Origin of the sequence: Campylobacter concisus (genome assembly GCF_003049065.1) — a bacterium.
GTDB lineage: Bacteria > Campylobacterota > Campylobacteria > Campylobacterales > Campylobacteraceae > Campylobacter_A > Campylobacter_A concisus_BE.
Window position 1 is genome coordinate 1 of the sequence record NZ_PISC01000016.1, and the last position, 11776, is coordinate 11776.

Consider the following 11776-nt stretch of genomic DNA (forward strand, 5'->3'; position numbering starts at 1 on the left):
GGGATAAGGGGATGGCCTCGTAACTAGAGTCCCCTTGTCTCCCTTTTGAATAAAAGAATTTATAAATTTAAAAGTCGTGATTTAAAAAGTAGGAATTTACTATTTTCAAATTTTAAAATTCCATTCACTCGCAAGAGTTGGCTACTAAAATTTGACTTCGCTTGCAACTTAGCTCAAATTTTAGAGCCAAAACAAATCCGTTCAGTCTCGTTTTATTTTGCTTTTTATAAAATCACCAAAACACTAGCAAAATGGGAGTCAAAATGCTTGATGATATCATGCTTGCAGTCTTGGTATATTTTGCAACATTCTTATTTTTGTTTTTTATACTCGCCTTTTTTGCATTTTGGTATATAAGCGTGCCGCTACTTGTCATCTATATCGTTATAAAATTTATAAGGCATGCAAAAGAGTGCGAGAGGATATGCGGCAAGCTTGAGTAAATTTTAAATTCCTAGCCCAAAATGAGCTAGAAATTTGTTTATTCTAAGGCTTGAGCCAGATCGGCTATCAGATCCTCGGCGTTTTCAAGACCTATACTAACTCTTATCAGCTCTTTTGTGATGCCAGCTTTGATGAGCTCTTCGCTGCTTAGCTGCTGGTGAGTTGTCGAGGCTGGGTGTGTGATGAGTGACTTTGTATCACCGATATTTACTACGATCTTAAAGAGTTTTACGCGCTCTAGCATCTTTTTTGCGCGCTCAAAGCTATCAGTCTCAAAGCAAAATAGTCCATTTGCCATGCCATCTTTAAAGTATTTTTGTGCCTTTGTATGATCTACGTTGTCGGCAAGCCCTGGGTATGCCACGCTTTTTATATGCTTGTGAGAGTTTAGAAATTTAGCCACTTTTAGCGCGTTTTGCGAGTGCCTCTCAACCCTAACAGCGAGCGTTTCAAGCCCTTGTATGAGCTGCCAAGAGTTAAACGGAGATATCACAGCGCCGATGTCACGTACGATAGCAAGCCTCATTCTTAGCGTGTAGATGTCAAAACGATCCGTCATATCAGCATATACGATGTCGTGATAGCTCGCATCTGGCACGTTAAAGTGCTCATATCTCTTGTTGCCTTTTAGTTTTTCGTTTAGGTGGTTTGCGCTTACAACGACACCTGCTAGGCTAAGACCTTGACCGCTCATATATTTGCTAGCGCTATGCACGCAAACATCGACGCCGTGGCGAAGTGGCTGAAAGATGATAGGCGTTGGCACGGTGTTATCAGTGATGCTTATGATGCCATATTTGTTTGCGATTTCTACGATTTTTTCGATATTTGGGATAGAAATTTGTGGATTTGAAAGCGTTTCAAAAAATATAGCCCTAGTTTTTTCGTCTATCAAACTCTCCAGATCATCAGCTGTGTCGCTGTCAAAGACTCTAGCCTCTATGCCAAATCTTTTCAGTGTGTGCGTAAAAAGCACCGTCGTGCCGCCATAAATTTTCTTAGCGATGATGATATTATCGCCTGCTTGGGCTAAATTTATGATGCTGTAAAACAAAGCTGACTGACCGCTTGCCGTCGCTATCGCAGCGGCTCCGCCCTCAAGTGCAGCGACCCTTTTTTCAAAGATATCTGTCGTTGGGTTGCTAAGCCTTGTGTAGATGTAGCCGTTATCTTTTAGATCAAACCTAGCAGCTGCTGTCTCGGCACTTCCAAAGTCATAAGCTGTGCTTTGAAAAATAGGCACAGCCATCGTGCCAAAGCCTTCGTTTGTGTCGTAGCCTACGTGGATCGCAGCGGTTTCTTGCCTCATTTTTGCTCCTTGTTTAAGTAATTTTGGCGTAAATTATACATTAGCAAAGCCAAAATTTAGGGGATAAAATCAATTTTTGATATAATTTGCCAAAAAAAAGGAAAAATTTGAACCAAGTCACGGACAAATTTAAGCGTGTAAAATATCTTCGTGCGCTAGAAAAATTTGCAAAATCAGCGATAAACGGGCTAAAAAGAGATGACTTTGACGAGACTGAGTTTCGCCAAAGAGTGGAGAAAAACGCGAAAGTCATCGAAAAAGTCGAAGCTGTCTATCTTGATCAGCCATACTCAAAGGCGCTAGAAAATTTTATAAATTTGCTCATCAAAAATGCCTCAAAAGAGGAGCTTTTAAAGGCGGCAAATCTACTTGATAAGCTAAAAAATCAAAAGACATATAAAAAAGAAAAACATAAAAATAAATTTAAGGATGAGGATTGAAAGTAGTTATTTTTGATATGGATGGCACGGTGATCGATAGTGGCGAGGCGATATATAAAACAGTAAATGAAGTAAGAGATGAGCTAAATTTGCCGCCACTTGAAAAAGAATTTATCATAAAAGCGATCAATGAGCCAGGTAGAAATTTAGCCCTTGAGTTTTACGGCATCGACACGCCAAGCAGGAGCTTAAAAGAGGGCTTTGAAGAGAAATTTAAGAAATTTTACGATGAGTGTGCGACTACCTATGATGGCGTAAAAGAGCTTTTGCAAAAGTGCAAAGAAGCTCAATACAAGGTCGTTTTGGCAAGCAACGCACCGCATGATACGCTAGAGAAAATTTTAAAGAAAAATGAAATTTACGAGCTATTTGACGAGGTCATCGGAGCTAGCAAGGAGATACCGCAAAAGCCTGATCCTGCGATGCTTCACCTAGCTGTTAGTAAAACTGGGGCTAGCAAGGCGATCTTTATAGGAGATAGCCTAAAAGACGAGCTAGCCGCTAAAAACGCAAATATGCCTTACGTGCAAGTTTGCTGGGGATTTGGCGAGGAGAGCAAAACTGCCACGTATAACGCCAAAAATGTTGGCGAGGCGTGGGAGATAATATTAAATTTTTAACTTAGTTTTAATTGGCTATAATCTTAAGAAATTTTCAAAGAAACAGCGATGATAGATATATTTGAGGGCAGTGCGAGGGATAAATTTTATGACATTTTGTTTAACGCAAATGCCGTTTTAGTTAAAAACGAGATAGATAAAATTTTTGAGAAATTTGTGGCTCTTAGCGAGCTTTGCGAGAGGCATGGCGTTAATGAGGATGAGATCAGAAATTTTATAGCCTCAGAGCAAGATAAAATTTATAACGGAGTAAATGACCTATATATCGAGCTTAGCGGAGAAATTTTAAGCCAAAATGAGTAGAATTTTTGCGCTCATTGCTTTGCTAGCCGCTCTTGTCTTTGCAAAAGAGCCAAATTTCGACCCAAATTCGGTGCATACATTTGAGCTTAAAAAAGACGAGTGGGCGAGGGTCTTTATAACCGAGAAAAAAACTCAAAGAGTTGAGACGTTTGATTTTCGTTGGACGCTATTTGATAGCACAAATATCACTGTGCAAAGCTTTTTTAGGCGCTATCCAAGGCAGATGGTCTTTTCGCTAAGACAAGGACAAAATACCTACATGCAGCGAGTTTTGCCTGATTTTATGATGCCGCCAAACGAGAGCGTGAGCCTTTATATATCATTTATTGATTTTAGGGACAAAAAGGCGCATTTTAGGGTGGCACTGCTAGATGAGAGCAAGCGTGTGGATGTAGGTTTTAGAGATCCGCACGAGGATAAATAGAAGGATAAAAATGGATAAAATCGATGAAATAATGAGCAAATTTATAAGCGAGCTTGGCTACAAAGAGGCGTTTGAGATGTTTTTAAAGATAAGTTCAGGCAAAAAGCTTCGCTCAAAACTTCTTTTAAAGATCGCAGGAGAGAGTGAAATTTCACTTAATCTTTGCGCTATCATCGAGCTCATCCACCTTGCAAGCTTATTGCACGACGACGTCATAGACGAGGCAAATATAAGGCGCGGCAAACCAAGCATAAACGCACTTTTTGGCAGTAAAAACTCAGTCATGCTAGGCGACATCCTCTACTCAAAGGCTTATTTTGAGCTTACAAAATTTGATCCAAGCATCGCAGCTGTCATCTCAGATGCGGTCAGCAAGCTAAGCATCGGCGAGATGATGGATGTGAAAATGGCTGAAAATTTTAACGAAAACGAGCAAGAATATTTAAAAATGATCTATTATAAAACAGCTGTTTTGATAGAAGCTACGGCTATTTGTGGGGCAAAGCTAGCTGGCAAAGATAGCGAGAAATTTGGCATTTATGGCAAAAATTTAGGCCTTGCATTTCAGATCGTTGATGATATCTTAGACATCACTCAAGATGAAAAAACACTTGGCAAACCAGCGCTTAACGACTTTGTTGAGGGCAAAACGACACTTCCTTATATTTATCTTTATAAGAGCCTAGACGAGGCTGGTAAAACAAAGCTTAGATCGCTTTGGGCAAAGAAGTTAAATGCGGATGAAATTTCATGGCTAAAAGAAAATTTCGATAAAACTAGCTCACTTAGCAAGGCTGTAAGCGAGGCAAAAAGGCTTGGAAGTGAGGCGATAGAAGCGATAAAAGAGTATAAAAACGCCGAGCTTGAAGGGATCATAAAAAGCATGATAGATAGGGAATTTTGATGCACTATTTAGACATAAGTTTTACATATAAAAATACTGATATTTCGGTCAGAGAGAAGCTTGCATTTGATAGTGACGATAAAAAAGAGCAAATTTTAAAGCTGATAAACTCAAACAAAAACATAAAAGAGAGCATGGTGCTAAACACCTGCAACCGCGTCGAGATCATAGCTAGCGTAGAGGATGTAAAGGCCGCTACTGCTCATATCATCAGGTGTATGTCGATATTTTCAGGCGTTTTTGAAGATGAGCTTTATGAGAGAGCTGACATCTATGAAAACAGCGGTGCAGCCCACCACCTATTTGCCGTGGCAAGCTCGCTTGATAGCCTAGTCGTTGGCGAAACACAGATCGTTGGCCAGCTAAAAAATGCCTTTAAATTTGCCTATGACAACAACTCATGTGGCGAAGACATCAGCAAGATCATCCACTACGCATGTAAGTGCGCTGCCAAGGTTAGAAACGAAACTCAAATTTCTAAAAACCCGATCTCAGTTTCAAGTGTCGCCGTGGCAAAGGCAAAAGAAATTTTTGGCACGCTTGAAGGTAAAACGGCTATCGTCGTGGGCGCTGGCGAGATGGGTGAGCTAGCAGCAAAGCACCTCATATCAAGCGGCGCAGAAGTGATCATCATAAACAGAAGCTCTGAGCGCGTCGAGCAGCTAGTTGATAGCCTAGGAGATAACGCGAGCTGGGATAGCATTTTGAAGTTAAAAGAGTATGTAAATAACTACGATCTCATCTTTTCAAGCACTGCAGCCCCGCACGCCATCATCACAGGCGAGATCATCGAGCCAAGAGAATTTCACAGATATTTTTTTGATATCGCCGTTCCAAGAGATATCGATCTTTTAAACACAGAGCTTATCAGCGTCTATACGGTCGATAGCTTGGAGGAGATCGTGCGTAAAAATTTAGCCCTAAGAGAGGAGCAGGCGCAAAAGGCTTACTCGATCGTCGGTCAAGACACGAGCGAGTTTTTAAAGACTTTAAAAGAAGATATGAGCGTGCCTCTTATAAAATCTATCCGCAAACAGGCTGAAATTTGCGCTAAAAACGAGCTAGAAAAGGCGATAAAAAAGGGCTATTTAAAACATAGCGATTACGATGAGGCGCAAAAGCTCATCCATCAGGTCTTTAAAGCCTTTTTGCACCAACCAACGATGAAGCTAAAAGGGCTTGCAGACGAGGAGAGAGCTAGCGAGCTTTCAAACGGAGTTAAATTTTTATTTGACATAAAAGATGAACAAAATTTTCAAGCAGGAGATATAGATGAAATTTAGTAAATTTTACGCCCCAACGACCAAAGAAGCGCCAAAAGACGCATCTTTACCAAGTCATCAGTTTTTGATAAGAGGTGGCTTTGTCGAGCAGATCGGCTCTGGGCTTTACAACTATCTGCCGCTTGGAAAGATCATGCACGATAAAATTTCACGCGTGGTAAAAGAGGAGATGAACGAGGCTGGCGCGCTGGAGGTGAGCTTTAGCGTGGTCACTTCAGGCGAGCTTTGGAAGCAAAGTGGTCGCTACAATGTCTTTGGCAAGGAGCTTTTGCGCTTTAAAGATAGAAAGGATAATGACTTTGTCATAAGCCCGACAAACGAAGAGGCAGCCGTTGCTTTGGTGCGTGGCAAGGTGACTAGCTACAAGCAGCTACCGCTAAATTTATACCAGATAAACACCAAATTTCGTGACGAGGCAAGACCGCGCTTTGGCTTGCTAAGAGGTCGCGAATTTACGATGAAAGATGGTTATAGCTTTCACTCTAGCAAAGAGGATCTTAAGCGTGAGTTTGACCTTATGGAGACAACTTATAGTAAGATTTTTACCCGTTTGGGGCTAAATTTTAGAGCTGTTGAGGCTGATAGCGGAGCCATAGGAGGAAGTGGCAGTAAAGAATTTATGGTGCTTGCAAGTAACGGCGAGGACGACATACTTTGCTGTGAGACTTGCAGATACGCTGCAAACGTCGAGGCTGCAAGACGCGAGCCAAGAGTTAGCGAGGCTGAGGCGCCAGAGGCAGATGCGGCTAAATTTCTAACGCCAAATGCAAAAACTATAAAAGATGTGGCGGAGTTTTTCAAAGTTAGCGAGTTTTACTGCATAAAAGCTGTTATGAAAAAGGCGATTTATGAGGATAAAGAAGAGGTCGTGGTCTTTTTTGTAAGGGGCGATGACGAGCTTCAAGAGACAAAGGCGCAAAACGCTTGCAAGGCGCTAGAGCTTGTTGATGCTAGCGAGGCTGACGTGGCGAAAGCTGGGCTTGTGGCTGGATTTTGTGGGCCAGTTGGGCTAAAGGATGTTAAATTTTTCATAGATAACGAGCTAAAAGGCGCAAATAACATGATATGCGGCGCTAACGAAAAAGACTACCACTTTGTTGGCGTTAGTGTTAGCGGATTTAACGAAGAGAGATTTAAAGACTTTGTAAAGGTAAAAGAAGGCGATAAATGCCCAGTTTGTGGCGGAAATTTAAAACTTAGCAAAGGCATAGAAGTTGGTCATATCTTTCAGCTAGGCGATAAATATTCAGCTGCGATGAACGCGACATATCTTGACGAAAACGGCAAGGCTAAGCCATTTTTGATGGGCTGCTATGGCATTGGCATAAGCAGGCTTATCGCTGTGATGATAGAGGCTAGCCACGATGAGAAGGGCTGCATTTGGAAAAAAGAGTGTGCGCCGTTTGATGTGGAGATCATCATCTCAAATTTAAAAGATGAAGCAGGTGTGAAATTTGCATTTGAGCTTTACGAGAGCCTTAAAAAAGCTGGCATTAGCGTCATCATCGACGATAGAAACGAGAGATTTGGCGTTAAGATGAATGATTTTGAGCTTATCGGCTTTCCTTACGCGCTGCTTGTGGGTAAAGAATTTGCAAATGGCAAGGTCGAGTTTATCACAAGAGATGGGCTAAGCAAAGAGGCGATAGAGGCAAACGACGCCTTTAGAAAGATAAAAGAAAGCTTATGAGATTTTTTGCATTTTTGTTTTTTTTGATAGAAGCGGTATTTATCTATCTTTTTGTAGATAAATTTGGCTTTTTAAACTACTTTCTTGAGGTGCTGGTTTCTGGATTTGTTGGCATCGCACTTCTTTTTAATGCTGGATTTTCTAGTTTAAATTCGCCTCAAGTGGCGTTTAAGAGCTTTCTTGGCGGAAATTTATTTAGTCAGCTAGGGCTTAGTTTTGGCGGAGCGCTGCTCTTTTTACCAGGGATTTTGACAGACATTTTTGGTATCGCCGTGGTCGTTTTTTCTTTAGTGTTTAAGAAAAATGCAGCGAAAAATGAGAGCTATCAGGAGTTTAAATTTCAAAACTTTAGCGAGCAGGGCAGTAAAAAAGATGATGGCGAGATCATCGACGTTGAGGTCATCGAAGAGCCAAAAAGAGTAAATTAGGAGTGATGATGAAAGAGATAAAAATAGCAACTAGAAAGAGCATCTTAGCACTTTGGCAAAGCGAGCATATCAAGGCTAGGATCGAGGCGCAGCACAAGGGCGTGAAGGTCGTGCTTGAAGGCATGAAGACAAAGGGCGACGTGATACTTGACACGCCACTTGCAAAGATCGGTGGTAAGGGACTTTTTACAAAAGAGCTTGAAGATAGCATGCTAAAAGGCGAGACTGACATCGCCGTGCATAGCCTAAAAGACGTGCCAGTAGTCTTTCCAAAAGGGCTTAAACTAGCGGCCATTTGCTCACGCGAGGACACAAGAGATGCGATGATAAGTGAGAAATTTGCTAAATTTAGCGACCTACCGCACGGTGCAAAGGTTGGTACAACGAGCCTGCGCCGTAAGATGCAGCTACTTATCATGAGGCCTGATCTTGAGATCATCTCGCTTCGAGGTAATGTGCAAACTAGGCTTAGAAAGCTAAAAGAGGGCGAATTTGACGCGATCATTTTGGCGATGGCTGGCATAAACCGCCTAAATATCAAGGCTGAAGTAGCGCACATCTACACATTTGGCTTTGACGAGATGATACCTGCGATGGGTCAGGGCGCTCTTGGCGTCGAGGCTAGAGATGAGAAGCAAATTTTAGATGAGATCTCTTTTTTAAATGATGAAAATGCAGTCATAGAAACGACCATAGAGCGTGACTTTGTAAGCGTTTTGGAGGGTGGCTGCCAAGTGCCAATAGGCATAAGCGCAAGGCTAAAAGGGGATGAAATTTCTATCGATGCGATCGTTGGCCTGCCTGATGGAAGTGAGTTTATAAAAGATAGCTTAAAGACTAGCAAAGATAAATTTCAAAGCATCGGCAAAGAGCTAGCGCATAAATTTATAGAAAAAGGGGCGAAAGAGCTTTTAAAACGCGCTGAAGAGATGGCGTAAGCGTGTTTGAGCTAAAATTTAAAGCAAAAGCCATAAGTGCTACCAAAAATAGCAAAGACAACTACTACATGATCGGTCTTGCAGATGGCAAATATAACTACAAAAACTACATAATCTTTCAAAGACCGATCAAACTAAAAAAGGGCGACGACGAAAACGCTGAGATAAACGGCCTATACGCCGAGTGCAATGGCGACGTTTGCTACAACGCTTGCAAGCGGGTTAAGATCACTGATAAGAGCATCATTTTTGAGGTGCAAGATAGCGTTATTAGCGTTGATATAGAGGGTGTTAAGCTTAATGAGCGCTTTGTGAAATATAGCAAAGAGATATTTGGCGAGCTGCTAGAGTAGTTTTAAATTTAATAATTTGCTTGCTCTTATGCCACTTTTTTAGCTGTGGCGAAAGGGCGTAAATTTATTATCTTTGCGATAAAAATAGACAATAAATCAAACGCCACACAAACTGCCTTTGCGTGCAATAACAAAATATTAGCATCGCCTTTTTTATCAAATTTTAGCTATCATCCTTAAAAATTTAAGGGAAAAATATGGACTACATCAAGCTTTTAAAAGATAATGGCCTACTTAGGGTGATCGAGGAGCCAGTAGATATCGACCTAGAGATCGCGCACGCTAGCTACATCGAGGTCAAATGCGAGGGCTCACAAGCACTACTTTTTACAAACCCAGTCTGCAAAAAAACTGGGCGTAAATTTGCCCCAGTGCTTACAAATATCTACGGCTCAAAAAGGGCGCTTGAGCTGATATTTGGCGTGCAGCCTGATGAGATCGCGGCTGAGATAGAGAAGCTTTTAAAGCCCAAAAAACCTGAGAATTTCAAAGAGAAGCTTGACTTTTTGGCCTATCTTTTTAGCATGAGAAAGATTTTTACAAAAAGGCTAAAAGGTGAGGGCGAGTGCCAGCAGGTCAAATTTATGGGCGAGCAGGCTGATCTTTTGAGCTTACCTGCGCTAAAGACATGGCCGCATGACGGAGGTGCTTTTATCACGATGGGGCAGGTCTATACGCAAAGTCTTGATGGCGCGCTGCAAAATTTAGGCATGTATAGACTGCAAATTTATGATAAAAATCGCCTTGGCATGCACTGGCAGATCCATAAAGACGGCGCAAATTTCTTTCACGAGTATAAGCGCGCTGGCCGTAAGATGCCAGTCTCTGTGGCGATCGGCGGCGATCCACTCTACATCTGGTGCGGTCAAGCGCCGCTGCCAAAGGGCGTCTTTGAGCTGTTACTTTACGGCTTCATCCGCAAAGAGCCAGCCAAGCTTGTAAAGTCGCTAACGAATGAAATTTACGTCCCGCACGACGCAGACTACGTGATCGAGGGCTTTGTGGATACGGCTAAGAGCGAGCTTGAGGGGCCATTTGGCGATCACACTGGCTTTTATACGCCGGTTGAGCCATTTCCAGTGATGGATGTCACGGCGATAACGAGCAAGCAAGACCCTGTCTTTCACGCGACCGTGGTTGGCAAGCCGCCGCTTGAGGATAAGTATATGGGCTGGGCGACTGAGCGCATATTCTTGCCACTTTTGCGAACGACCGTGCCAGAGCTACTAGACTACAACATGCCTGAAAATGGCGTCTTTCACAACCTTATCCTAGCCAAGATCAACGCCCTTTATCCAGCTCACGCAAAGCAGGCGATGCACGCATTTTGGGGAGTTGGACAGATGAGCTTTGTAAAGCATGCTATCTTTGTGGGCACCGAGGCACCAGATCTAACAGAATACGACAAATTTTTGGACTTTGTGCTTGATAAATTTGGCAGTGAAAGTGTGCTGATAAGCCAAGGTGTGTGCGACCAGCTCGATCATGCTAGTCCAAACTCGTGCTTTGGTGGTAAGCTTGGCATCGATGCGACGCAGGACTTTTGTAAATTTAGCCCTGCGATTTTAAGCGACGATGAGCTCTTGGCTAAATTTCAAAGCGTTGCGCCAAATGTTAAAGAACTTAGGCAGTTTAAAAAGCAGAGTAAAACGCCTATTTGCGTGGTGAAATTTGAAAAGGATCGCCCTGTAAAAGAGCTATTTTCTAAGCTTTTGGAATTTAGAGAATTTTTCAAGCTTCTAGTCGTAGTGGATATGCAAAACTACCTAGAAAACCCATATATGCTGCTTTGGCGCGTGACAAATAACATAGATGCTTTGCGTGATATCTACATAGATGTCGAAAATTTCTGCATGGATGCGACTAGCAAGGACGAGCTGGAGGGCTACACGCGTGACTGGCCTATGCAAACTGACTGCGAGCGCGAAGTAGTGGCTGAGCTTATTAAGCGTGGCGTAGTAAAAGATGAGCCAGAGCTATTTCATAAATTTGAGATATTTGGGTAGGGTCGTAGCCTAGTGGCTTTGGCATGCTCGTGCGCAAAAGCGGCAAGAAAATGCGCTCAGTCGCCCAGCCCCTCTTTTTTAACCCATGTAGTTATATTCAAGCGGCTACTTGCCGGTCGCAGTCGTGTGAAATGCTGCCCCCTCTGTTTGCTGGTCGTATCCATCGCTAAAAATGGCTCGATCGGCACATAAAGCCAGCGTGATCACTCAAGTTCTATAGGCAAAGCTCTTGATTATTAAGCTTTAAATTTGATTTAGCATTTTGGCTTGATAAAATTGCTTTTAAATTTAAAATAGATCGGTTTTTTGCACTTAAAAATGGCTTAGTTTAAGGCCATTTTTATACTTCGACATAAATTTTTTGCTAATTTTGTGAAAATTTCTAGTTAAATTTATCTGTTTATCTGTTTGTCTTGGTTGGTTGGCTTGGTTGGCTTGGTTGGCTTGGTTGGCTTGGTTGGCTTGGTTGGCTTGGTTGGCTTGGTTGGCTTGGTTGGCTTGGTTGGCTTGGTTGGCTTGGTTGGCTTGGTTGGCTTGGTTGGCTTGGTTGGCTTGGTTGGCTTGGTTGGCTTGGTTGGCTTGGTTGGCTTGGTTGGCTTGGTTGGCTTGGTTGGCTTGGTTGGCTTGGTTGGCT

At 42.4% G+C, this 11776-nt stretch carries 14 protein-coding genes; 12 read left to right on the top strand and 2 right to left on the bottom strand.

From position 1 onward, the window contains the following. The first annotated feature begins 263 nt into the window (after nt 1–263). Nucleotides 264–443, top strand: coding sequence for a transformation system protein (locus CVS81_RS09505; protein ID WP_103602450.1), 180 nt, complete (start codon nt 264–266; stop codon nt 441–443). Nucleotides 444–481: 38 nt separating this feature from the next. Here the strand turns inward: CVS81_RS09505 and CVS81_RS09510 are convergent, their stop codons facing one another. Then, a complete protein-coding gene (locus CVS81_RS09510; protein WP_107965816.1) occupies nt 482–1753 on the bottom strand; it encodes an O-acetylhomoserine aminocarboxypropyltransferase/cysteine synthase family protein in 1272 nt (423 codons plus the stop codon). Between the two features lie 107 nt (nt 1754–1860). On the opposite strand from CVS81_RS09510, the gene CVS81_RS09515 reads away from it, so the two are divergent. From CVS81_RS09515 to CVS81_RS09565, 11 genes are all read left to right on the top strand, one after another. Beyond that, nucleotides 1861–2193 (top strand): hypothetical protein, encoded by a 333-nt coding sequence (locus CVS81_RS09515; protein WP_087581825.1) that lies wholly within the window; start codon nt 1861–1863, stop codon nt 2191–2193. After that, nucleotides 2190–2813, top strand: coding sequence for an HAD family hydrolase (locus CVS81_RS09520; RefSeq protein WP_107965817.1), 624 nt, complete (start codon nt 2190–2192; stop codon nt 2811–2813). Before CVS81_RS09515 ends, CVS81_RS09520 begins: the two co-directional genes overlap by 4 nt. 48 nt (nt 2814–2861) lie before the next feature. Continuing rightward, on the top strand, nt 2862–3116 hold the full coding sequence (locus CVS81_RS09525) for a DUF2018 family protein (protein ID WP_107965818.1): 255 nt from the start codon (nt 2862–2864) through the stop codon (nt 3114–3116). Continuing rightward, nucleotides 3109–3540, top strand: coding sequence for a hypothetical protein (locus CVS81_RS09530; RefSeq protein ID WP_103569464.1), 432 nt, complete (start codon nt 3109–3111; stop codon nt 3538–3540). The genes CVS81_RS09525 and CVS81_RS09530 overlap by 8 nt, the downstream gene beginning before the upstream one ends. 10 nt (nt 3541–3550) lie before the next feature. Further along, nucleotides 3551–4444 carry a polyprenyl synthetase family protein gene (locus CVS81_RS09535; RefSeq protein ID WP_107965819.1) on the top strand — a complete coding sequence of 298 codons (894 nt, stop codon included), beginning with the start codon at nt 3551–3553 and terminating at the stop codon, nt 4442–4444. Then, nucleotides 4444–5727 carry a glutamyl-tRNA reductase gene (gene hemA / locus CVS81_RS09540; RefSeq protein ID WP_103572203.1) on the top strand — a complete coding sequence of 428 codons (1284 nt, stop codon included), beginning with the start codon at nt 4444–4446 and terminating at the stop codon, nt 5725–5727. The genes CVS81_RS09535 and hemA overlap by 1 nt, the downstream gene beginning before the upstream one ends. Continuing rightward, a complete protein-coding gene (locus CVS81_RS09545; protein ID WP_107965820.1) occupies nt 5717–7417 on the top strand; it encodes a proline--tRNA ligase in 1701 nt (566 codons plus the stop codon). The genes hemA and CVS81_RS09545 overlap by 11 nt, the downstream gene beginning before the upstream one ends. Further along, nucleotides 7414–7845 carry an FxsA family protein gene (locus CVS81_RS09550; RefSeq protein ID WP_021089852.1) on the top strand — a complete coding sequence of 144 codons (432 nt, stop codon included), beginning with the start codon at nt 7414–7416 and terminating at the stop codon, nt 7843–7845. Before CVS81_RS09545 ends, CVS81_RS09550 begins: the two co-directional genes overlap by 4 nt. Before the next feature lie 8 nt (nt 7846–7853). Next, nucleotides 7854–8783, top strand: a complete 930-nt coding sequence (gene hemC / locus CVS81_RS09555; RefSeq protein ID WP_107945607.1) for a hydroxymethylbilane synthase — start codon at nt 7854–7856, stop codon at nt 8781–8783. Between the two features lie 2 nt (nt 8784–8785). Beyond that, the gene (locus tag CVS81_RS09560; RefSeq protein ID WP_107965821.1) at nt 8786–9136 is read left to right on the top strand and encodes an Imm10 family immunity protein; all 351 of its coding nucleotides are present in this window, start codon (nt 8786–8788) and stop codon (nt 9134–9136) included. A gap of 197 nt (nt 9137–9333) precedes the next feature. Then, nucleotides 9334–11142: a menaquinone biosynthesis decarboxylase gene (locus CVS81_RS09565; RefSeq protein WP_107965822.1), complete on the top strand. Its 1809-nt coding sequence runs from the start codon at nt 9334–9336 to the stop codon at nt 11140–11142. Nucleotides 11143–11534: 392 nt separating this feature from the next. On the opposite strand, the gene CVS81_RS09570 is transcribed toward CVS81_RS09565, so the two are convergent. Beyond that, the coding region (locus CVS81_RS09570) for a hypothetical protein (protein WP_199907176.1) at nt 11535–11776 on the bottom strand (242 nt) is incomplete at its 5' end.